At 61.3% G+C, this 22295-nt stretch carries 24 protein-coding genes; 3 read left to right on the top strand and 21 right to left on the bottom strand.

From position 1 onward, the window contains the following. Positions 1–19 precede the first annotated feature (19 nt). The 9 genes from murB to QZ653_RS01215 all read right to left on the bottom strand — a co-directional run bounded on the left by murB (position 20) and on the right by QZ653_RS01215 (position 6565). Positions 20–958, bottom strand: coding sequence for a UDP-N-acetylmuramate dehydrogenase (gene murB / locus QZ653_RS01255; RefSeq protein WP_296417149.1), 939 nt, complete (start codon positions 956–958; stop codon positions 20–22). 41 nt (positions 959–999) lie between these two features. Next, entirely contained in the window at positions 1000–1245 is a 246-nt protein-coding gene (locus QZ653_RS01250) for a hypothetical protein (RefSeq protein ID WP_296417148.1), read from the bottom strand. Continuing rightward, the gene (locus tag QZ653_RS01245) at positions 1242–1508 is read right to left on the bottom strand and encodes a DUF2484 family protein (protein ID WP_296417147.1); all 267 of its coding nucleotides are present in this window, start codon (positions 1506–1508) and stop codon (positions 1242–1244) included. Before QZ653_RS01245 ends, QZ653_RS01250 begins: the two co-directional genes overlap by 4 nt. Then, positions 1505–1759: a DUF2484 family protein gene (locus QZ653_RS01240; protein ID WP_296417146.1), complete on the bottom strand. Its 255-nt coding sequence runs from the start codon at positions 1757–1759 to the stop codon at positions 1505–1507. The genes QZ653_RS01245 and QZ653_RS01240 overlap by 4 nt, the downstream gene beginning before the upstream one ends. A gap of 127 nt (positions 1760–1886) precedes the next feature. Continuing rightward, on the bottom strand, positions 1887–2114 hold the full coding sequence (locus QZ653_RS01235) for a hypothetical protein (RefSeq protein ID WP_296417145.1): 228 nt from the start codon (positions 2112–2114) through the stop codon (positions 1887–1889). Next, positions 2111–3508, bottom strand: coding sequence for a UDP-N-acetylmuramate--L-alanine ligase (murC, locus tag QZ653_RS01230; RefSeq protein WP_296417144.1), 1398 nt, complete (start codon positions 3506–3508; stop codon positions 2111–2113). Before murC ends, QZ653_RS01235 begins: the two co-directional genes overlap by 4 nt. Before the next feature lie 34 nt (positions 3509–3542). After that, positions 3543–4637, bottom strand: coding sequence for an undecaprenyldiphospho-muramoylpentapeptide beta-N-acetylglucosaminyltransferase (murG, locus tag QZ653_RS01225; protein WP_296417143.1), 1095 nt, complete (start codon positions 4635–4637; stop codon positions 3543–3545). Continuing rightward, positions 4634–5803, bottom strand: a complete 1170-nt coding sequence (ftsW, locus tag QZ653_RS01220; protein ID WP_296417142.1) for a putative lipid II flippase FtsW — start codon at positions 5801–5803, stop codon at positions 4634–4636. The genes murG and ftsW overlap by 4 nt, the downstream gene beginning before the upstream one ends. A gap of 135 nt (positions 5804–5938) precedes the next feature. Beyond that, complete coding sequence (locus QZ653_RS01215; RefSeq protein WP_296417141.1) at positions 5939–6565, bottom strand: hypothetical protein; 627 nt, start codon at positions 6563–6565, stop codon at positions 5939–5941. Positions 6566–6660: 95 nt separating this feature from the next. Here QZ653_RS01215 and QZ653_RS01210 point away from each other — a divergent pair, with 95 nt between their 5' ends. After that, a complete protein-coding gene (locus QZ653_RS01210; RefSeq protein WP_296417140.1) occupies positions 6661–7848 on the top strand; it encodes an NAD(P)/FAD-dependent oxidoreductase in 1188 nt (395 codons plus the stop codon). A gap of 305 nt (positions 7849–8153) precedes the next feature. Here the strand turns inward: QZ653_RS01210 and murD are convergent, their stop codons facing one another. The 10 genes from murD to QZ653_RS01160 all read right to left on the bottom strand — a co-directional run bounded on the left by murD (position 8154) and on the right by QZ653_RS01160 (position 19449). After that, positions 8154–9545 (bottom strand): UDP-N-acetylmuramoyl-L-alanine--D-glutamate ligase, encoded by a 1392-nt coding sequence (gene murD / locus QZ653_RS01205; protein WP_296417139.1) that lies wholly within the window; start codon positions 9543–9545, stop codon positions 8154–8156. A 15-nt stretch (positions 9546–9560) separates the two neighbouring features. Then, positions 9561–10643 (bottom strand): phospho-N-acetylmuramoyl-pentapeptide-transferase, encoded by a 1083-nt coding sequence (mraY, locus tag QZ653_RS01200; RefSeq protein WP_296417138.1) that lies wholly within the window; start codon positions 10641–10643, stop codon positions 9561–9563. Between the two features lie 55 nt (positions 10644–10698). Continuing rightward, positions 10699–12123 carry a UDP-N-acetylmuramoyl-tripeptide--D-alanyl-D-alanine ligase gene (locus tag QZ653_RS01195; protein ID WP_296417137.1) on the bottom strand — a complete coding sequence of 475 codons (1425 nt, stop codon included), beginning with the start codon at positions 12121–12123 and terminating at the stop codon, positions 10699–10701. Further along, a complete protein-coding gene (locus QZ653_RS01190) occupies positions 12120–13616 on the bottom strand; it encodes a UDP-N-acetylmuramoyl-L-alanyl-D-glutamate--2,6-diaminopimelate ligase (RefSeq protein ID WP_296417136.1) in 1497 nt (498 codons plus the stop codon). The genes QZ653_RS01195 and QZ653_RS01190 overlap by 4 nt, the downstream gene beginning before the upstream one ends. Before the next feature lie 10 nt (positions 13617–13626). After that, positions 13627–15420: a peptidoglycan D,D-transpeptidase FtsI family protein gene (locus QZ653_RS01185; RefSeq protein ID WP_296417135.1), complete on the bottom strand. Its 1794-nt coding sequence runs from the start codon at positions 15418–15420 to the stop codon at positions 13627–13629. Next, complete coding sequence (locus tag QZ653_RS01180) at positions 15417–15770, bottom strand: cell division protein FtsL (protein WP_296417134.1); 354 nt, start codon at positions 15768–15770, stop codon at positions 15417–15419. Before QZ653_RS01180 ends, QZ653_RS01185 begins: the two co-directional genes overlap by 4 nt. After that, on the bottom strand, positions 15770–16747 hold the full coding sequence (gene rsmH, locus QZ653_RS01175) for a 16S rRNA (cytosine(1402)-N(4))-methyltransferase RsmH (RefSeq protein WP_296417133.1): 978 nt from the start codon (positions 16745–16747) through the stop codon (positions 15770–15772). The genes QZ653_RS01180 and rsmH overlap by 1 nt, the downstream gene beginning before the upstream one ends. 3 nt (positions 16748–16750) lie before the next feature. Continuing rightward, positions 16751–17245, bottom strand: a complete 495-nt coding sequence (locus QZ653_RS01170) for a division/cell wall cluster transcriptional repressor MraZ (RefSeq protein ID WP_296417132.1) — start codon at positions 17243–17245, stop codon at positions 16751–16753. Positions 17246–17872: 627 nt separating this feature from the next. Beyond that, positions 17873–18352: a GNAT family N-acetyltransferase gene (locus QZ653_RS01165; protein ID WP_296417131.1), complete on the bottom strand. Its 480-nt coding sequence runs from the start codon at positions 18350–18352 to the stop codon at positions 17873–17875. Further along, a complete protein-coding gene (locus QZ653_RS01160) occupies positions 18349–19449 on the bottom strand; it encodes an Mrp/NBP35 family ATP-binding protein (protein WP_296417130.1) in 1101 nt (366 codons plus the stop codon). The genes QZ653_RS01165 and QZ653_RS01160 overlap by 4 nt, the downstream gene beginning before the upstream one ends. Before the next feature lie 150 nt (positions 19450–19599). Here QZ653_RS01160 and QZ653_RS01155 point away from each other — a divergent pair, with 150 nt between their 5' ends. Continuing rightward, on the top strand, positions 19600–19950 hold the full coding sequence (locus QZ653_RS01155) for a DUF1127 domain-containing protein (protein WP_296417129.1): 351 nt from the start codon (positions 19600–19602) through the stop codon (positions 19948–19950). Between the two features lie 239 nt (positions 19951–20189). Here the strand turns inward: QZ653_RS01155 and QZ653_RS01150 are convergent, their stop codons facing one another. Further along, on the bottom strand, positions 20190–20642 hold the full coding sequence (locus tag QZ653_RS01150; RefSeq protein ID WP_296417128.1) for an Lrp/AsnC family transcriptional regulator: 453 nt from the start codon (positions 20640–20642) through the stop codon (positions 20190–20192). Positions 20643–20714: 72 nt separating this feature from the next. Here QZ653_RS01150 and QZ653_RS01145 point away from each other — a divergent pair, with 72 nt between their 5' ends. Continuing rightward, positions 20715–21350, top strand: coding sequence for a LysE family translocator (locus QZ653_RS01145; protein ID WP_296417127.1), 636 nt, complete (start codon positions 20715–20717; stop codon positions 21348–21350). Between the two features lie 8 nt (positions 21351–21358). On the opposite strand, the gene QZ653_RS01140 is transcribed toward QZ653_RS01145, so the two are convergent. Then, on the bottom strand, positions 21359–22295 hold a 937-nt coding region (locus tag QZ653_RS01140; protein ID WP_296417126.1), incomplete at its 5' end, for a 3'-5' exonuclease.

The following is a 22295-nucleotide window of genomic DNA, read 5'->3' as shown; positions in this document are numbered from 1 at the left end:
TATGATCCGTTCAGGTGGATCAGTCCTTTGGGGCCGGTTCGCCGACCCTCATAATTTCCCAGTGTAGCGTGATGCCACTGGTGTCGTAAACCTTTTTTCGGACCTCTTCACCCAATCCTTCAAGGTCCGCCGCCGTGGCGCCACCTGCATTGGTCAGGAAATTGGAATGCATGGTGTTCATCACCGCCCCGCCTCGCACAGCGCCGCGCATGCCCGCGTCATCAATGACCTTCCACGCCTTCAGGTCCATGGTGTCATCGGCGCGTCCCGTGCTGGAAAACCCTGACGGATTACGGAACGTGCTGCCTGCGGTGCGGTCCTTGGTGGGCTGGGTCTCATCGCGTTTGGCCAGTTGGGCGGCCATCCGGTCTTCCAACACCTGCGCGTCTTCCCGCGGGGCGCGCAACGTGGCCTCGACCAACACAGCCCCTTCGGGCAGGTCCGAGGACCGATAGGCAAGGTTCAGCTCCGCCGCCGCCAGCGTCTGGACAGTGCCGTCGCGCAGCACCACGCGGACCTCTTGCAGCACATCGGCCATATAATCTCCGTAGCAGCCCGCGTTCATCCGCACAGCCCCCCCGATGGAGCCGGGAATGGTGCGCAAAAACGTCAGGTTCAGACCCTCAGCCGCAGCCTTACGCGCCACATGGGCATCAAGGGCCGCCGCGCCTGCGCGCACCAGATCACCGTCAAAGGCAATCCCATTGAACCCGCGCCCCAGACGGATCACGACCCCGCGCACGCCGCCGTCCCGCACGATCAGATTGGACCCGACCCCCATGGGAAAGACCGGAATATCCTTCGGCAAGGCGGCCAGAAAGGTGCTCAAATCATCAATATCTGCCGGCTGGAACAGCACATCAGCAGGCCCGCCCACGCGCATCCACGTCAGGGACGACAGGTCGCGGTTTGCGGTCACGGTACCGCGCACGGGCGGAAGATCGGTCAGCTGTATCATGGCCCCGTCCTAGCCTGCGACAGGCGCGGTGCCAAGCACCGCTAACCCAGTCGCAGGAAATTCAGCGGGCCGGACAAAATGACGTAAATCACAACAAGGGACAGGCCGATCCACGCCCATTTGACCCGCGCAGACCATGTCTTGCGCACCATGGACAACGCCCAGGCCGCAAGGCTGGCGGCGACATATGCACCAATCAGCGATGTCGAAGCAGGATCGCCCCACAGACCGGTGTAGATCACAAACACAAAGGAGGCCGTCACTGCAGCCAGCAAAAGAAGGCTCATTTACCCCCTCCATGATCCGCAGACCCGACAGTTCGCCGCAGCCACCGCGCCAGATATATGACCGGCCAGCGCAGCACACTCGCCCCGCCAAGCAAGAAGGCAAGGCCGATAAAGGGCCCGTTGGCATAGGTGATCCAGCCCAGCAACGGAATGCCGATCGCGATCAGCACATAGGCCCGCGTCCAGTGATTGTCGCGACTGGGCACAAGCGCGAGAACATTGGCTGCAATGATCCAGACAAACCCGACGCCCACCGCCATCATTTCGGAATCTCCGGCGTTTTGCCCCGCGCACGGGCCAAGAAATATTTCAACGGATTGCGGAACATCGACACAAAGGCCGCCAGACCAGCCGCGGCCCAGACCCAGCCGAAATCATAGCCCAGCCAGCCGATCAAGACCGGTGCCAACACCAAAAGCGTAACACCCGGAACATACTGCCGCCGCATGGGCAACATCGCGGTAACGCTGGCCAACAGCACCCAGATGCAAAAGGCGATGACAGACCAGGTCACGCGCCACGCCTTGTTTTCTCTGGTTCAAAAATACCTAAATCCACCTCTCGCACATGCACACCCCCTTGCCCGGCTGTCCCCTGCGCCGCGCAGCGGCGCGGATCGGATGGGCGCAGCCCATTCGACATCAAAACAGCCCCCCAAGAACCGCCCGCCGGACAGGACGCGCAATCATCAGCCCGCTGCCCATCATGCCGAGCGCCAATGTCGCCTCACCGGGGTTATGCTGCATATGGATCAACAACATCGCAACAAAAGCCACGGAAAACGCCCATAGCAACCGGCGCAGCCATTTGATCATCGGCAGGACCGACACCAGCACGATCGCGCCAAGGATCAGCCATTCATAAGTCAATCGGCCAGCCGCTTTGGCAAGCTATTGGCCCATGTGGAAATGGAACCGGCACCAAGGCAGACAACCATATCGCCCTCTTTGGCCTGTTCGCGCACCAGACGAACCAGATCGTCCTCATCGGTGATCGCGCGGGCATGCCGGTGACCGCCCCGGATCAGTCCTGCGACCAGATCGTCACGGGTGGCCCCTTCGATGACGTCTTCGCCGGCGGCGAAAACCTCGGCGATGGCAACAACATCGGCGTCGTTGAAACAGGCACAAAAGTCATCGAAATGGTGGTGTAACCGCGTGTAGCGGTGCGGCTGGTGCACGGCGATAATGCGCCCGTCGCAGGCCTGTCGTGCGGCTTTCAGCACAGCAGCGATTTCCGTGGGGTGGTGGCCGTAGTCGTCGATGATGGTGACGCCGCCCACCTCGCCCACACGGGTAAAGCGGCGGTTGACGCCCCCGAAAGCTGCCAGCGCAGTGCGGATCTCTTCGCGCTTCATGCCCAGATGCCGTGCCACGGCGATGGCGGACAAGGCGTTGGACACGTTGTGATCGCCCGGCATGGGCAGCACACAGCCTTCGATCATCTGGTCTTCGTTCTGGAGGGCCACATCGAAATGGGCCTGACCGCCTTTGTATGACAGGTTTACCGCGCGCACATCGGCCTGCGCGTTGAAGCCATAGGTTACCACCCGCCTGTCGGTGATTTTGCCCACCAGCGATTGCACATCGCTGTCGTCGGTGCAGCATACCGCCACGCCGTAGAACGGAATGTTGGACACGAAATCGTAAAACCCGCGGTGCAGGTTTTCCTCGGTGCCCCAGTGTTCCATGTGCTCTGGGTCGATGTTGGTCACAATCGCGATTGTGGCTGGCAGCCGGTTAAAGGTGCCGTCGCTTTCGTCGGCCTCCACCACCATCCATTCGCCATCGCCCACCCGCGCGTTGGACCCGTAGGCGTGGATGATCCCGCCGTTCACAACCGTCGGGTTGAAATTGCCGCCATCCAGCAGGGCCGCAACCATCGTTGTGGTCGTCGTCTTGCCGTGAGTGCCTGCCACGGCGATGTTGGATTTCAGACGCATCAGTTCGGCCAGCATCTCGGCGCGGCGCACAATGGGCAGGCCGCGCGCGCGGGCCGCGTCAAGCTCCGGATTGCCGGGCTTGATCGCGCTTGAAATGACGATGACCGCCGCGCCGTCGATATTCTCCGCCCGCTGCCCGGTATAGATCAACGCGCCCATCCCCTGCAGACGTTTGGTGATCGGCGTTTCCTTCAGGTCGGACCCCTGAACGACATAGCCATGGCTCAACAGCACTTCGGCAATGCCCGACATGCCGATGCCACCGATGCCCACAAAATGGATCGGGCCAACGTCAAGGGGGAGTTTTGTTGCAGCGTTCATGATCGGGCTTCCGTCCATTCGTATCGTCCTTCGGTCAGGAGGGCGTTTCGGCCAATCCGAGGGCAAGATCAACCAGCGTTTGCGTGGCATCGGGTTTTCCGCAAGCGAGCGCCGATTGCGCCATTTTCAGCGCTCCGTTCGGATCGCTCAGAACGGTCGCCATCTGTTCGGCCAGACTGTCCACATGCAATTTGCTTTCGGGCACCATGATCGCGGCCCCTGCCTCAACCAGTTGGCGGGCGTTGGCGGTCTGTTCATCGCGCACCGCCGCGGCAAGGGGGACCAAAATTGACGGGCGGCCAATGATGCTCAGGTCCGCAATGGTCGACGCACCGGCGCGGGTTACGACCAGCTGGGCCTCGGACATGCGCGTGGGAACATCGTTGAAAAAGGTCTGAACGTCCGCCGGAATGCCTTCGTCGGCGTAATATTGCGCGACACGCTCAAGGTCTTCTTCGCGCGCCTGATGGCTGACACGGATGTTGCGGCGGATTTCCGATGGCAAAGCGCTGATTGCCGGCGGCACCACATCGCTAAGGATACGGGCCCCCTGCGACCCGCCCATGACCAGTATGGACATCGGATAGTCACCGGGCGCGATATATCCCGCGCCCGCACGTTCAAGGATGGATTGGCGCACCGGATTGCCCACGGGCACCCCGTCCACGCCCGCCGGAAGCTCTGTAGGCCACGTGCCGCAGGCAACAGTATCGACACGTTTGGCGAAAATCTGGTTCACGCGGCCCAATACGCCGTTTTGTTCGTGGATCATGCGCGGTTTGCGCAATATCCATGCCGATGCCATGGCCGGAATGGCCGGATAGCCGCCAAACCCCACGACCACCGCCGGTTTGTCTCGCATCATCCGGCTGGCGGCTGCGAGAATTCCACCTGCAATTTTGAACGGCGCGGCGAGCTTTGCGCCGATACCGCCCCGCGAAAATGTGGCCGATCCGACCTGCTCGATCTCGACCGCGTGCGGGAACCCGCCGGTGTATCGTGCGCCGCGGGCGTCCGTGCTCAGCTTCACGCGCCAGCCGCGCGCCAGCATCGCCTCTGCCAGGGCTTGCGCGGGAAACATGTGCCCGCCTGTGCCACCGGCCGCGATGATCAAAAGAGGCTGTGTCATGTGCGCCCCCGCCGCAAAAGAATGTCGCCGATCTGCCCCTGCGGACGCGACCGTGTGAAGGCCAGCAACATGCCCACGGCAATGCCTGACGCAATGACGGACGATCCACCATAACTGACAAACGGCAGTGTCATCCCCTTGGCGGGCAACAGCCGGACGGCCACGCCCATGTTGATCATCGCCTGAACGCCCACGATGCAGGCCAGACCACACCCTGCCAGCCTGATAAACGGGTCCCGTTCCTTCATCAGCCGCATCAGGCTGCGCACCACAATCGTGGCATAAAGCCCGATCACCGCCAGCACACAGATCAGCCCGTATTCCTCGGCGGCCACAGCGATAATGAAATCGGTATGGGCATCGGGCAGCGACCATTTTACGGTGCCCTCCCCCACGCCCACGCCAAAGAACCCGCCCTCGCGGATCGCGTTGGTGGCATAGCCCAGCTGCGTGGTGGGATCGACGTCAGGGTTCAGAAACCCGTCGATCCGGCGCGCGAAGTGTTCGGAATTGGAATAGGCAATGGTGCCGCCAAAAATCACCGCGCCGCCCAAGGCAACCAGCAACAGGATCGGCGCGCCGCCCACGAAATACATAACGCCCCAGCCAAACAGCAGCAAAGCGGCCTGACCAAAGTCGGGCTGCATGGCCAGCATCAGCACGATAATGACCGTCAGCACAAAGGAATACATCTTGCCGGGCGGTCCGCCGATCTCTTGGCTGGCGGCCATGAACCATGCGGCCACAACGATAAATCCGGGTTTCAGAAATTCGGACGGTTGCACGGACGCAAAGCCCAGCGAATACCAGCGCACAGCGCCCTTGCCAAAATCGGTGCCCAGAAACGGCAACCCCGCCAAGGCCACAAAAGCCGCCAGAAACCCCAACACCGCCAAACGACGCACCAGCGTGGGCGACATCATTGAGGTGACAAACAAAACCACAATCGCCACGCAGCCGAAAAAGGCCTGACGCTGGACATAGTGAAACGGCTCAAACCCGTTTTTAGCAGCCAGGGGCGGCGACGCGGCCAGCCCCAGCAACAACCCGATCCCGAACAGGGCAAGGATGCAGGACAACGTCCATTTGTCGACCGTCCGCCACCAACGTGGAAGAACCGGATCACCCGACCCCACGGGGATCGCGCCATAGACCATCTCTGTCATGGTACTGCTGCCTTACTGCCTCGATGCGCCCGTTTGCCGGGTCTGAATAGAACAGTAGCCCCTTCCCCCTTCGTTTTCCAGAAAAAACGAAGACTGCAAACGTGTCAGACAATGGCGGTCGTTGACGGCGGTTTGTCAGGCAGTTGCCAGAATGGCCGCGACGGCGCGGTCCATGTCGTTTTCAAAGCTGGCCGACCGGCATTCGAAATAGGGCACATCCGCTGTTCGTGCGGCGTCCCGCAGGGACAGGCTCATGGTGCGCGACTGTTCGGCGATGGGCAAAATCTCTGCGTCGGACAGACCGGCGATCCACGAATAGCCGCTTTGCGCATGTCGCCGCATGGCCGCAATGCGGGTGCCCGCATCATCCAAAGCGGCCCCGAAAGCAAAGACACGCGCGCCGAACCGTGTCCGCAGATCAACGGCATGACGCAAATCCACGCGGCCGCCGTCAAACGCGCCCAGTTCGAACCGCAGGGATTTTTCCAGCATATCATGAAGCATCAAATCCCAGCCCTCCACCACGACCCTGCCATCAGACCCGTAAATCGCGTCGTCATAAACAGATCGGCGTTTGGCCTGCCGTTCGTCCCGATCAGCCAGCCCCCAGAACGACAGACGAAGCTCATCAGCCGCCATGACGATAAATCCCAATGCACGGGCAACACGATCGGCAGCGATGGATTTCCCGACACGCGGCGGGCCCGTGATGACAACCGGACGGTGCGACATCGCACCCTGAGTGGCTGCGGGATTTGACACCTTTGCTGTCCCTTTCTCTGACGGGGGTCACCGGTTAAGTTGACTGCGGCATGGCCGCACTTGCACATTGCGACATTCTCATGCACCTCGACAGGATGCAGGTCAACACACTCATCCTCGGCGCGGGGGCCGCCGGATTACAGGCTGCGGCCTTCGCAGGCCCCAAGACGCTCGTCATTGATCACGCCAAAGCGCCGGGTGAGAAAATCCGCATCTCAGGCGGGGGGCGCTGCAACTTTACCAACCTTGGGACGACGGCTGCAAATTTCATCAGCCGGAACCCCCATTTCGCGAAATCCGCGCTCGCCCGCTACAGCCAGTGGGATTTTATCGACCTCGTGGACCGCCATCGCATCCCGTGGCATGAAAAAACGCTGGGCCAACTTTTCTGTGACACCAGCGCCAAAGACATCATTGCCATGCTCCGGTCCGAGATGGAGGCCGCCCAGGCCCGGCTATGGCTGAATACGGCGGTCGAGGAGGTCAGCCACGACGGTGATCTTTTCCATGTCCGCCTCAGCCGCGACGGCAAGGTCGGCACGGTTCAGGCGCGCGCCCTGGTCGTGGCGACGGGGGGCAAATCCATTCCCAAAATGGGCGCGACAGGGCTGGCCTACCAGATCGCGACGCAGTTCGGGCTGGCCGTCACCGACACCCGCCCTGCCCTTGTGCCGTTCACCTTTTCGGACGAGAAATTCAAACCGCTGGCGGGTACGGCAACGCCCGCCCGGGTGACGACACAAGACGGGACATCTTTTGACGAGGCGATGTTGTTCACGCACCGCGGCCTGTCCGGCCCCGCCATCCTGCAAGCGTCAAGTTACTGGCACGACGGTGAGGACGTGACCGTGGCCGTCGCACCCGACCTTGACCTTGCCCCCTTGTTGAAAGACCAGCGCCGCGATCAGGGCCGGAAGGCCCTCACCACGGCGCTTGGCGCCCACCTGCCACCCCGTCTGGTGGACTACCTCAGCGGCGAAATGGATTTGACCGGCAATGTGGGCGACATCTCGGACGGGCGCATAGACGCGATATGTGAGGTTTTGGCAAACTGGTCGTTAAAACCGTCCGGCACGGAAGGATACCGCACGGCGGAGGTCACGTTGGGTGGGGTTGATACGGACGGTCTGTCGTCCAAAACCATGGAGGCCAAGGCCGTGCCGGGTCTTTATTTCATTGGCGAAGCCGTGGATGTGACCGGCTGGCTGGGCGGCTACAATTTCCAGTGGGCGTGGTCATCGGGCTATGCCGCAGGAACCGCGATTGCCGCGCGGCTTGGCTGACGTCAGATTTTGAGTATTTTTGGCAAAACGAAACAGGGTCAGGGCCTGTGGGCATTCATAGTCCACACCCCGTTTCAGACAAAAATTGCTCAGTTCAAGGCAGGAGAGCGCAGGAATAGCCGGCTATTTCAAGCTCTCTTAACGCAGAAATGGGCAATTTTGGCGAAACCCCTTCGGGGCGCGGCGCATTTTGCCTCTGCCATCTCAGATTTTCGCTTCCAATGATCACAGTGCTGCCCTCAAATCAGAGAGCCAGCAGCAAAATGCGTCTCGCGCGGGGGGCGGAATATGAATGTCCACAGGCCCTAGAGCGCCTGGACGCGGGCGATGAAGTCTTCCCCGCGCTTTTCAAAGCTGTCGTATTGATCAAAGGACGCGGCGGCGGGGGCCAGCAGGACAGTGTCGCCGGGCTGCGCATCGGCGGCGGCTTTGGCGACGGCGGTGGCCATGTCGCCGCAGACCTCAACCTCAAGCCCCTTCAGTTGCATGGCAAAACCCGCAGCCTCACGCCCGATGACATAGGCTTTGGTCACATTTGGAGCGGGCAGAAGCGCCGCAAGCCCGCCCTCCTTTTCAAGCCCGCCACAAATCCAGCGAATGTTTTTGAAGGCCGCCAGCGCTTTGGCCGCACTGTCGACGTTGGTGGCTTTGCTGTCGTTGACGTATTTCACGCCGTCTTTTTCCGCGATCAACTGGCTGCGGTGGGGCAACCCCTTGAAGCTGTGAAAGGCCGCTTCGATGACGCGCGGACCGATGCCGAGGGCGCGACAGGCCGCAAAGGCGGCACAGGCGTTCTGATGGTTATGCGCCCCTGGCAAACCGGGCATGTCGCGCAAATCCACTGACGCCACCTGCCGCCCCTTGCGGTATTCGCTCAAGAACCCTTTGCGCGCAAAGACCGACCACGCGGCGCGATCCAGCTTTTGCCCCGATGAGATGCGCAAGACGCGGTCATCGGTGGGGCCTTCGGTCAGTTGATTGGCAATGTAGCGGCCTTCGGGTTCATCCACACCGATTACGGCACGGTCCGGCCCGCCTTCGGAAAACAGCCGCCGTTTGGCCGCCACATAGCCGCCGAAACCTGCGTGGCGATCCAGATGATCGGGGCTGATATTGGTGAAGACCGCCACATCGGGGGTCAGCGCGCGGGCCAGTTCGGTTTGATAGCTGCTGAGTTCCAGAACGACCACTTCGCCGTCATGCGCCTCGTCGATGTCCAGAACGCCGCGCCCGATGTTGCCGGCCAGCTGGGTGGGGCGGCCCGCCTCTTCCAGAATGTGGTGGATCAGCGCGGAGGTGGTGGATTTGCCATTGCTGCCCGTGACCGCGATGACCTTGGGCATCGTGTCGAAATTGTCCCACTCGGCGGTCGCAAAGCTGCGAAAAAACAGGCCGATGTCGTTGTCCACGGGCACGCCCACAGCCATGGCGTTGGCGATGGCGGGATGGGGTTCGGGGTAAAGATGCGGAATCCCGGGCGAGGTGATCAGCGCATCAATGCCGTCAAATGCGCCCTGCTTTGTCAGATCGCGCAGGTCCGCGCCCGCATCATTGGCTTTAACGTCGGCCGTCGGGCTGTCATCCCAGACAACAACCTGCGCGCCGCCTGCTTGCAAGGCTGCAACTGTCGCAAGGCCGGACCGCCCCAGCCCCAGAACGGCGATGATTTTGCCGGTAACACCCTGCACTGGAATCATGGTCTTGCCCCTTGCTTAACGCACTTTGAGCGTGGCCAGACCGATCACGGCAAGGATCAGCGAAATGATCCAGAACCGGATGACGATCTGCGGTTCGGCCCAGCCCTTTTTTTCATAATGGTGATGGATCGGCGCCATCAGAAACACACGTTTGCCCGTGCGTTTGAAATAGAGGACCTGAATGATCACAGACAGGGCTTCGACCACAAAGACACCCCCGACAATCGCCAGCACGATTTCGTGTTTTGTGGCCACCGCGATGGCCCCCAAAGCGCCGCCCAGGGCGAGGCTGCCGGTGTCGCCCATAAACACGGCCGCAGGCGGGGCATTGTACCACAAAAACCCAAGGCCCCCGCCGATCAGACCGGCTGCGAAGATCGCTAGTTCACCGGTGCCGGGGACATAATGCAAGCCCAGTTCGGTCGTGAAATCCACGCGCCCCACGAAGTAGGCGATCACGCCAAAGGTGCCTGCTGCGATCATCACCGGCATGATCGCCAGACCGTCCAGACCGTCGGTCATGTTCACGGCATTGGCCGCACCCACGATCACGATCATGGCGAAGGGGACAAACAGGATACCAAGGTTCAGCAACGTGTCCTTGAAGACAGGCAGGGCCAGTTGGTAGGTCAGGTCTTCGGGGTGATATTGCGCAGCCCAGAACGCCGCCGCACCGGCGATGCCGAACCCGATCAACAGGCGCACACGGCCGCTGACACCGGCGGTCGTCTGTTTGGACACCTTGGCGTAGTCATCGGCAAACCCGATCAACGCGAAGGATAGCGTTACAAACAGCACCATCCAGATGAACGGGTTGTCCAGCCGCGCCCAGAGCAGCGTCGATGTCAGCAACGCGCCCACAATCAACAGCCCCCCCATGGTTGGCGTCCCCGCCTTGGCCATATGGCTTTCGGGGCCATCGTCGCGGATGGGCTGGCCTTTGCCCTGTTTGGCCCGCAGCACACGGATCAGGGTCGGACCAAACAGAAAGCCGAAAATCAGCGCTGTCAGAAACGATCCGCCGGCGCGAAACGTGATGTAGCGAAAGAGGTTAAAGAAATCGCCGCCATCGCTAAGCGCCGTAAGCCAATACAACATGTGCCTGTTCCTTGTGGTCTTATCACTACATTCAGGCCGCTTTCGCGGGTCCGACCTAGCTGTCGGGATGCCCCAGTTTGCGGATGGCGTCAACGACAAGGCTGACTTTCGACCCTTTGGACCCCTTGACCAGCACCACATCGCCCGCGTCAATCAAACGGGTCGTTTGGGCGGCCAGTGCCGTGGCTGTGTCATGCCATTGACCACGCCTGTCTTCGGGCAGCGCATCATAAAGCGCCTTCATGCGCGGACCTGCGCAGTGAACCAGATGGATGTCCGCCATATGCGGATCGCTGGCGATGGCCGCGTGCATCTGCATCTCATCCGCGCCCAGTTCCAGCATATCGCCCAAAATCGCCACGCGGCGGCCTTTAACCACGTGCCCCACATTGTCGGTCGGCATGTAGGAGGCCAGAACCTCCAACGCGGCGGTCATCGACGTGGGATTGGCATTGAACGCATCATCCAGCAACGCCACCGTTTCTTCGCGCGCGGGATCCGTTGACACATGTTCGAGGGTGCCACGCCCCGCAGGCGGCTGCCAGTGGCCCAGATCAAGGGCGGCCTGAACCGGATCGGCACCCAGGGCTTGTGTGGCCGCCAGAATGGCCAGACCATTGGCCGCAAAATGGCGACCGGCGGTGTTCAGTTTGAACATCAGCGGGCCAAGGTCACGGACCTGCGCGCGGGCGAGCGTTCTGCCCTCGGAAAGCTGCACATCCTCAAGGTGGAAGGGGTTTTCGGGGTCGGTGCCCACGCGCAACGTCGGCGTACCCCTTGCGGCTTCGTTCACCTTTGCAAGGGACGCCGCGTCGATATCGGTGTTGAAGATGCAAATGCCGTCCGGTTCCAGCCCCTTGAAAATGGACGCCTTTTCGATGGCGATGCCGGTGATATCGTCAAACGCCTCCAGATGGGCGGCGGCGACGGTCGTAATCATAGCCACATGCGGGCGGGCCATATGGGACAGCGGGGCAATCTCGCCGGGGTTGGACATGCCAATCTCGATCACGGCAAATTCCGTGTCGGCGGGCATCCGTGCAAGGGTCAACGGCACACCCCAGTGGTTGTTGTAGGACGCCTCTGCCGCGTGGGTCCTGCCTTGGCGCGACAACACCTCGCGTGCCATTTCCTTGGCGGATGTTTTGCCCACGCTGCCGGTGATGGCCAGAACGCGGGCGTCGGTCCGGTCGCGGGCCGCGCGGCCCATCGCTTCAAGCCCTGCCAGAACATCGGGCACAATCAACAGCGGCGCGTCCTCGGCCACATCATCAGGCCGGTGGGTCACCAGCGCCGCCGCAGCCCCCTTGTCCAGCGCCATTTTCACAAAGTCATGGCCATCGCGCGCGGCTTTCAACGCCACAAACAAATCGCCCGGCTGAATGGTGCGTGTGTCGATGCTGACGCCTGTGGCCGCCCAACCGGTCGTGGCCTCACCCCCTGTGGCGGCGGCGGCGTCTTCGGCTGTCCAGAGGGTCATATGATGTCTCCGTCCAGAGCCGACACGGCCACGCTGGCCTGTTCCACATCGTCAAAGGGCAGCACATCGTCGCCAATGATCTGGCCGGTTTCATGTCCCTTGCCTGCAATCAGCAGCGCATCACCGGGGCCAAGGGCATCAACGCCGCGCAGGATCGCCTCGGCCCGGTCGGCCACTTCGGTGGCCTCGGGCGCGCCGGCCATGACGGCGGCGCGGATTGTCGCCGGATCCTCGGATCTTGGGTTGTCGTCGGTGACAAAGACCACATCGGCATGTTCTGCCGCAGCGGCCCCCATCAGGGGCCGTTTGCCCGCATCGCGGTCGCCCCCTGCCCCGACAATGGCAATGAGTTTGCCCATCACATGGGGGCGCATGGCCTGCAAAGCCGTGGCCACCGCATCGGGCGTATGCGCGTAATCCACAAAGACCGACCCGCCGTTTTTGCGCGTGGCGGCATGTTCCATCCGGCCCCGCACGGTGGTCAGATAGGGCAGCGTGTCAAACACCTCTTCGGGGTCGGACCCGGATGCGATGCACAGCCCTGCGGCCAGCAACACGTTGTCGGCCTGAAACCCGCCGATCAGGTTCAGGCGCGCGGAAAACCGCCCCCGTTGCCAGTCAAAGAGGATCTGCTGGCCCGTGGCATCAAAACGTTGGGCATTCAGATGCAGGCGCGCGTCCGGGTGGCGACCGACGGTGATGACTTCGACACCACGGCGTTCCGCGATTTCCACCACCTCCGGCCCCTTTGGGTCGTCGATGTTGATCACCGCTACGCCATCGTCGGGCAGCAGCCGCGTGAACAGGCCCATTTTGGCGTCAAAATAGGCCTCAAACGTGTGGTGATAATCCAGATGGTCTTGCGTGAAATTGCTGAAGCCCGCGGCAGACAGCACCACCCCGTCCAACCGGCGCTGGTCCAACCCGTGGGACGAGGCCTCCATCGCCACGTGGGTCACGCCCTGCGCCTTCGCGGCGGCCAAGGTGCGGTGCAGCGTGATGGGTTCGGGCGTGGTGTGTTTGAGCGGATGGGTCCAGACGCCTTCGACGCCGGTGGTGCCCAGATTGACGGCAGATTGTTCAATCTCGACCCAGATCTGGCGCGCGAAGGTCGACACGGAGGTCTTCCCGTTGGTGCCCGTCACCGCAATCACCGTTTCAGGATGCGCCCCGAACCACAGGGACGCCGTCTGCGCCAGCGCCCCGCGCGGGTCTTCGGCCACGATCAGGGCGGCATCGCTGGCGGCCAGTTCCTTGGCCGCGATCTGCGCGCCTTTGGCGTCCGTCAGGATCGCGGCGGCCCCCATGCGCAAGGCGTATTGAATGAATTCACCGCCATGTACCGCGCTTCCGGGCAGAGCGAAAAACAAGGTGCCATCGGTCACGGTGCGGCTGTCCACACTCAACCCCGTGATCGTCGGGTTCTTGCCGCCCTGCGCTGTCAGACCCAAAGCCGCGAGGGTCGATGTGTGGTGATCCGCGTCGCTGCTCATGCCTGACTCCTTAATTCGAAGTCAGTGTTACACCCGTTGGCGTGATGGTTTCAACGTCCGGTCGCATGCCCAACAACGGCGCCACGCGGCGGATCATTTCAGCGGCCACCGGCACGGCTGTCCAACCGGCGGTGCGGCGCTGTTCGCCCAATGCCTCAACCGTGGGTTCATCCAGCGTCACGATCAGAACATAACGCGGGTCATCCGCCGGAAAGACTGATGCGAAGGTCGCGATGGTGCGGTCGTCGTAATAGCCGCCTGTGGGGCGCGGTTTGTCGGCGGTGCCGGTTTTGCCGCCGACCTCATAGCCCTCAACATCGCCAAAGGATGCCGTGCCGCGCGACACCACAGCGCGCAACATATCGCGCGCCGTGGCAGACACCCGTTCAGACACAATCCGCGGTCCGTTCTGTGGGCCATCCTGGCGGATCAGCGTGGGCAAAACCCGCGTGCCGCCATTCAGCAGGCTGGAATAGGCCGCCGCCAAATGCACCGGCGAGGATGACAGCCCATGTCCGTAAGAGATTGTCATCGTTGAAATTTCCGACCAGTTGGGCGGCAACAAGGGATCGCCTGTCGCGGCCTCGACCATCTCGACCTCTGTTTCTTCCAACAGCCCCAACTGGCCGAGGAAATCACGCTGACGTTCGCCACCAATCATCATCGCCACCCGTGCGGTGCCGATGTTCGACGACTTCACGATCACGTCTTCGGCGGTCAGTTCCGGCCCGTAGTTGTGAAAATCGCGGATGCGGAACCGGCCCCATTGCAGCGGTCCGGAGGTGTCGATCATCGTGCCTGCGTTGATCAAGCCCAGTTCAATCGCCTGCGCCACAGTGAAGATTTTGAACACCGATCCCAATTCATACACGCCCTGTACGGCGCGGTTGAACAGCGGGCTGTCGGATTGATCCGTCGCGTTGTCCTCAGCCGTCAACACGCGGGGACGGTCGTTGGGGTCAAAATCGGGCAAGGACACCATTGAGATGATTTCGCCCGTGTGCACATCCATCAGCACGGACGACGCGCCCTTGGCCTGCATCAACATCATGCCACCATGCAAAACACGCTCGGATGCGGCCTGCACTGTCAAATCAAGCGACAATTCCAGTGGCGCGCCTTCGTTGGCCGGATCGCGCAGAAAATCGTCGAAATGCTTTTCGACACCTGCCACGCCGATGACTTCCGCCGAATGCACGCCTTCACGTCCGTAGCTTGCGCCGCCAAGGATGTGGGCCGCGACAGACCCGTTGGGATAAAGCCGCATTTCACGGGGGCCAAACAGCAAACCGGGGTCGCCAATGTCGTGGACGGCCTGCATCTGTTCGGGCGAAATCTCACGTCTGATCCACAGAAAACGGCGGCTGCCGGTGAAATCGGCCAGCAATTCTTCTTCGTCCAGCTCAGGGAAAATCGCCGCCAGTTCGCGCGCCGCTTTGGGCGGGTCGATCATATCGGGGATTTGCGCATAAAGGCTATGCGTATCAAGGTTTGTCGCAAGAACGCGGCCATTTCTGTCCACGATATCAGCGCGTTGCCCGATGATGGGCGACCCTGTGGCCTGTGCTGTGGGTTCTTGCGGAACAGATCCCGCCAACATGCCCATCCGCGCACCGACCACCAAAAAGGCGCAGAAAAACGCGACCCCCATGACCAGCAGCCGCGATTCCGCCTGCAGGCGCGCGCGGTCGCGGTCGTCTTCGTGACGGATGCGTTTGTTCTCAGCCTCAATCGCGTCGGGGTTCTGACCCTGTTCGCGGGCTTTGAGGATACGGGCCAGCGGGCGAAGGGGTGTGCGGATCATTGGGAGGCCTCAGGTGCATTGTCGGAGGACACCTCAACCGAATTGGTCAGGTCAAACACGATGCCGCCCGGATAGGCGATCTGGTCGATCCGGCCAAAACCATCGGGCATCAAGGGCAACAGACGCAGCCGGTCAAAGTTCAACTCCGCCAGATCACGCAGACGATCAGGACGGTTGAGGTAGGCCCATTCGGCCTCAAGCACGTTCAGGCGTTGATGGGAGGCGCCGATCTGACGGTGCAGATCGCGCACCTCACGCAAGGACGCCTGAGTTTCGTAATTTTCGTGATAAGCCCAATAGGCCAGCCCCATCACCATCAATCCCGACATGATATAAAGAAGTGACCGCATCACCGCTTATCCTTCAACATTGGCATTCCCAGTTTTGACCGGTCCACCGGTCCGGCGGGCGCATCTGTGCGCGTGGCCACCCGCAGTTTCGCCGACCGCGCGCGGGGGTTGGCCTCAAGCTCATCCGCGTCGGGGCCCACGGCCTTTTTGGTCACAATCCTGAACGCGGGCGTTTCTTCGGCCAGTGCGGGGGCGTAGCGGTTGGCGTTGCCGGTGGTGCCCGCGCGTTGCTGGAAGAACCGTTTGACCATGCGGTCTTCGACCGAATGGAAGGTCACCACCGCCAAATGGCCGCCCGGTTTGAGCGCACGTTCGGCGGCCTCAAGCCCTGCGGCCAGCTGCCCGTATTCGTCGTTCACCGCAATACGGATCGCCTGAAAGCTGCGTGTCGCGGGATGCGACTGGCCCGGCTTGGGACGCGGCAGGCAACTTTCGATCAGTTTCGCAAGACGGAGGGTAGTTTCGATGGGGCTGTCGGCGCGCTCGGCCACGATTTTGCGGGCGATGCGGCGGCTTGCGCGCTCTTCGCCGTACGTAAATAGAATGTCAGCAATGTCGGCTTCCGCCGCGTGATTGATAATGTCAGCTGCATTTGGCCCCTCCTGTCCCATCCGCATGTCCAGCGGACCGTCCCTCATGAATGAAAATCCGCGCTCTGCCTGATCAAGCTGCATCGACGACACGCCGAGATCGAGGACAACGCCGTCCAGATCAGTGGCCACCGCGTCAAGGTTGGAAAATGTATCTTCGACCAGCGTGACTTGGGGGTGGTCCACCGCCCACCCGGCAATCTGCAAGATCGACGGATCACGATCGACGCCGATAATATGGTCTGCGCCCGCCTCAAGCAGGCGGTGCGCATAGCCGCCAGCGCCAAACGTCCCATCCAGCCACGTGCCCTGAACAGGCGAACAGGCCGCAATCAGCGGCCCGATCAGAACGGGAATATGGGGGGGAGAGGCGGCAGCGGTTCCCATCGGTCAGTCGTCGCCCGGTGGCTGCGTGCTGTCGAGGTAGAGAAGCGGATCAATGTCGTCGTCATCGTCCTCCTCTGCCTCAAAGCGTTCGTAGGTGTCCGCATCCCAAAGCTCGAAATAGTCGCCCATGGCGGTCATGGTCGCCAGCCCCGTCAGGCCGATCTGTTCGCGCAATCGCTGGGGCAGCACGATGCGACCGTCTTTGTCGACCTCGGTTTCCCAAGATTTGCCAAGGATTTTGCGGGATGCCTTTTTGCGTGCCACAGACCCGCGGGGCAGCTTTTTGATGCCCTCTTCGATCTCGGTCATGGCTTCGATGGTGTAGACATGCAGGCAGCCCTCAAGGTGGGAGCCATGCAAGACGACCAGTCGCGGAAGGGGATTTTCAGGGCAACGCGGATCACCGTCTGAGAGAACAGCACGAAAATCAGCCGGGATCGACATGCGTCCCTTGCCGTCCACCTTCTGGTGGAATTCGCCTCTGAAACTCAGACCCACTGTCCCGCGGCCCCTTCTCGTTCGCCCCCCGATGAAATTTGGTCCGTTAAACGGAAAACGGCGGATCAGACTGCTGCCACTGCCTGATCCGCCGACTTCTTCCCGTTGCCGGGATGTCCAGCTGCGCGCGCCACCTGGGGGGATGTCTGCTCGCTCGCGCGCCGGATCTCTTCGTTCAAGAAGCTTGGGTGCCTGTATGAAACCTGACCTGGGTGGTCGGTGGGGTCGTTTGGTGCCCCGTGTTGTCTGCCCGTCTTCTTGTGATCCTGTATGCACGGGAATTCATGGTCCGCCAAGGATTTTTTGGCACTTCATGGTACTAGATGGTGTTTTCGGGCACCTTCCAACACTGGATCTTGTGTGAATTTTGGTCGATTTCGAGCAGATGGGGCGGTTCTGTGCAATCGGGACCACAACATATGGTGGAGCGCCGAAAGTTGAAAAAAGTTCCAGATATTCCCGTTAATTCGCAACTTCGGGCCATTGTCGGGGGCCAAAACGGGCGTTTTGTGACCCTGAACGGGGTCATTCCCCTGCTGATCGCGGCAGAATCATGCCGATTCACAAGGGTTTGATTCGTAAATCCCCCGCCGTCCCACGGTTTCCCATGGGTGCCGTGACATCCCGTTACAGAGTTTTGTGCATGATATGGGCGTCCACCAGCCCATGGGTCGGGTGGCGGAATGCGTCCGGCAAGGTGCCCACAGTGACAAATCCCAGATGGTGCCACAACGCCACCGCGCGGGTGTTGGATGCCAGCACCAGATTGAACTGCATCGCGGCAAAGCCCAGATCACGGGCCGCTGTCAGGGAATGGCGGCACATGGCCGTGGCCACCCCCTGCCCTGCGGCGTCCTGCGCGGTCACGTATCCTGCGTTGCAGATATGATCCGCGTGCCCGTCAAAATTGGCACGTATATAATAGGTGCCCAAAATGCCGTCGCTTTCAGCCACGAAACAGGCCGCTGGCGTGTCCAGCCATTTGGCCCGCGCCGCGTCCTCGGTGATGTCTGTTGCCACGGCATAGGTTTCGCCTGCGCGGAACACGGGTTCCAGAATGTTCCAGATGGCGGGCCAATCGGTCGGTGTCGCGCGGCGAATGATCATCCCATGCCGCCGTCGATCAGACGCTTGGCCAGCGTCGCATAGGCCTCGGCCATGGCGCTGTCGCCTGCGGCAATGGGCGTGCCTGCGTCGCCGGCAAGGCGCGTGTCCAGATCAATCGGCAACTGGCCAAGGAACGGCACCCCAATGTCCTGCGCCTCCTGTGCCACGCCGCCGTGGCCGAACAAATGCGCCTCATGCCCGCAGTTGGGACAGATATATGTCGACATATTCTCAACCAAACCAAGGATCGGGGTCTTCAGCGTCCCGAACATATCCAGCGCCTTGCGCGCATCCAGCAAAGCCACATCCTGCGGCGTGCTGACGACAATCGCGCCGGTCAGGTGGGTTTTCTGGCACAACGTCAACTGCACATCACCGGTGCCGGGCGGCAAATCGACCAGAAGCACATCGAGCTCCCCCCATTCGACCTGCGTCAGCATCTGTTGCAGCGCACCCATCAACATCGGCCCCCGCCAGACCACGGCCTTGGCCGGATCGACCATCAGACCAATGGACATCATCGTCACGCCGTGGGCCTGGAGCGGAATGATTGTTTTGCCATCCGGTGAGCCGGGACGTTTGTTCACCCCCATCATGCGCGGCTGGCTTGGCCCGTAGATATCCGCATCCAGCAGGCCAACGCGACGGCCCTGCTTGGCCAGCGCCACGGCTAGGTTCGACGATACGGTGGATTTGCCCACGCCCCCTTTGCCCGACCCGATGGCGATGATCCGGTCCACACCCGGCACGCCCTCTGGCCCTGCTTGTGGCGTGGGGTGGCGACCGATGGTCAGGTTCGGCGGTGTTTTGTCCGCAGGCGGCGGCGGTTGCTTGGCCGCCCCGCCCTGCGGTGCATGGGCCGTCAGCACGACAGAGACGCTGTCGACCCCGTCCATTTTGGACACGATCGCCTCAGCCGCTTGGCGAATAGGCTCCATCCGGCTGGCGGTGGCTGCATCGGGGGCTTCGATGACGAATCGAACGGTCCCACCGGACACAGACAGGGCGCGGATCATGTCACGCGACACCAGATCGCCCCCATCCGGCAGGCCGATTGTGCCCAAAGCGGCCTGAATGCTGTCATTGGTCTGTGTCATGGATTGTGTCCACTTCCCTGCAAATACGTCGCGGCGTTCATAAACCGCCCGATCCTTAGACAACAGAGGGACACAGGTGTCCAATCTCTAAACTTCCCTCGCGTCAATTTGACCCTTTGGACAAAAGGCAGGCATTTCAAGTCATTAACCATGCGCTTTCTGCATAGCAGCATTGCCAACGAAAACATTGTGCAACCGCAGCAAAAGCCTAAATGTGATCTCGAAGGCGCAACACGGCGTCGCAACCCGAGACCCGCAGACAAGGGTCGCAACCGAAAGAGGCCAAAAATGGCGTTTGTAACTGATATCCGTACCGGTGGCTTTTCCATCACCGCCCTGATCGCAAACTGGCGCGAAACTGCCGCAGTTCGTCGGGCTCAGAAAGAAAAGTACGCCCAGACGAAAAAAGAATTGAACCGTTTGTCCCGTCGTGAGTTGGCGGACATCGGTATCACAGCCGGCGACATTGATCGCATCGCGTTGGAAGCATCCATTCGCTAACGGCTCACAGGATCGGGGTTCTTTCTCCTCCCATTAGGGACCCCGTAACTAGCGTCCAAGCCCACCTCCTCCCTAGGGCCAGGACGTTGTGATCAAGACGCGGCGGTGTCTCTCCTCCTCCCTGACACCGCCGCACTTGATCCAGGAACACCAAGTCCCCGTCCTCCCTCGGGGCAACAGACAAGCGTCGGAACCCACCTCCTCCCGGGTTCCGGCGCTTTTCGTTTGTGGGGGGGAATTTAGGCCCGCGTGTCCTTGGGCGATCCCATGACCATGTAGCTGGTAATGGACCGCACATGGGCCACTGTGCCAAGCCGGTCGGTGTGAAAGGTCTTGTAGGCCGCCAAATCCGCGACCTCGACCCTCAGCAGATATTCAAAGGCACCTGCAATATTGTGACATTCGGTGACGTCCTCGAACCGCGCCATCGCCGCCTCGAACGCCTCTTGCGCCGCCTTGGAATGCTCCGCCAGACCCACAGCCACATAGACCACATAGGCCCGCCCCGTTTGGGCCGGATCAAGGCGGGCGCGGTATCCGGTGATGATGCCCCGCCGTTCCAGATCCTGCACGCGCCGCAAACAGGCCGAGGGGCTGAGGCCCACCTTGTCCGCCAGATCAAGGTTCGACATGCGGCCATCGGCCTGCAATTCACGCAATATCCGCGCGTTGATGGGGTCATTCTCGGTCATGGATTGTGACATTACCCGAAAAGGCAGCAACAAAGCAATTTCATTGTGCCCTTTGCGCGATAGGGTTGCGTCATGAGTTATGACATCTTCCTTGCCCTTGTGGCCTTCGCCTTCGTCAGTTCCATCACACCGGGGCCGAACAACACGATGCTGATGGCGTCAGGTGCCAATTTCGGCCTGATCCGGACCCTGCCCCACATGCTGGGCGTGGGGATCGGGTTTTCGGTGATGATCGTGCTGGTGGGCTTGGGCCTGATGCAGGTGTTTGATGCCTATCCAGTGACGGATCGCATCCTAAAGATCGTGTCTGTCCTGTATCTGCTGTGGCTGGCATGGAAAATCGCCACCGCCGCGCCGAAACTGCCCGATGCGCCCGAAACCGGCGGCGTGCCCATGACCTTTCTACAAGCCGCCGCCTTTCAATGGGTCAACCCGAAGGCCTGGACCATGGCGGTCTATGCAATCACCAATTACGCCACTGTGGACGGGCAAAGGTCCATGGTGGCAGTGGGGTTGGTTGCGTTGGTCTTTGGCGCGGTCAACATTCCCTGTGTGGCGTCGTGGACGGTATTGGGACAACAGATGCGCCGGTTTCTTACTTCGACTGCACGTCTGCGTGTATTCAATGTGGTTATGGCCGTACTGTTGGTTGCAACGCTCTACCCGATCCTGTGGCCAGACGGCTGGACCGGCGGTCTAAAATTCTGACGCGCGCCTCAAAACGGCACATCGTTGGCCTGCGCAGCACCCACCACAAATTTCGCCACCACCTTCTTTTCACCGGCCTTGTCGAATTCAATCACCAGCTTGTCGCCCTCAATCTCCATCACCTCGCCATAGCCGAATTTCTGGTGAAACACGCGGTCGCCCACCGTGAACGAGGACGACGCCGTCATGTCGATCACCATGTTGCGGCTTTCTTGCGGCTGCGATACGCCGCGCTGCTGGCTGCGCGCCTGCAACCTGCGCCAGCCGGGTGAATTGTAGACATTGGCGTCCGCCGCCTTCTGGTGCAGGTCCGATCCCATGCCCACCGATGCCGGATTGGCCGCCGCCGCCATGCCGCCACCATAGAGGCCAGAGGCCGTCAGGACCTCGACATGTTCTTCCGGCAACTCATCAATAAACCGGCTCGCCATCTGGCTTTGCCACTGGCCGTACACCAGCCGGTTGGCCGCAAAGCTGATGCAGCAATGCCGCTCCGCCCGCGTGATGCCCACATAGGCCAGCCGCCGTTCCTCTTCGAGACCCTTAAGACCGCTTTCATCCATGGACCGCTGCGACGGGAACAACCCGTCCTCCCAGCCGGGCAAAAACACCGCCGGAAACTCCAACCCCTTGGCCGCATGTAGCGTCATGATCGTGACCTTGTCGTCTTCCTCATCCTGCGCATTGTCCATAATCAGCGACACATGTTCGAGGAACCCTTGAAGGTTCTCGAAATTCTCAAGGGCCTTGACCAGTTCCTTGAGGTTCTCCAACCGCCCCGGGGCCTCTGGCGTTTTGTCGTTCTGCCAGAAACCGGTGTAGCCGCTCTCGTCCAGGATCATTTCGGCCACTTCGACGTGGGTGTCCGCCTCGTCGCGCAGCTGTTTGTACCACCGGTCCAACCCCTGCACCAATTCACGCAGCGCTGCGCCACCTTTGCCCTTG

It is taken from the genome of Pseudooctadecabacter sp., from assembly GCF_020627745.1.
Classification (GTDB): domain Bacteria; phylum Pseudomonadota; class Alphaproteobacteria; order Rhodobacterales; family Rhodobacteraceae; genus Octadecabacter.
Note: the sequence above shows the minus strand (reverse complement) of the source record. Positions and strands in the feature narration are given on the sequence as shown.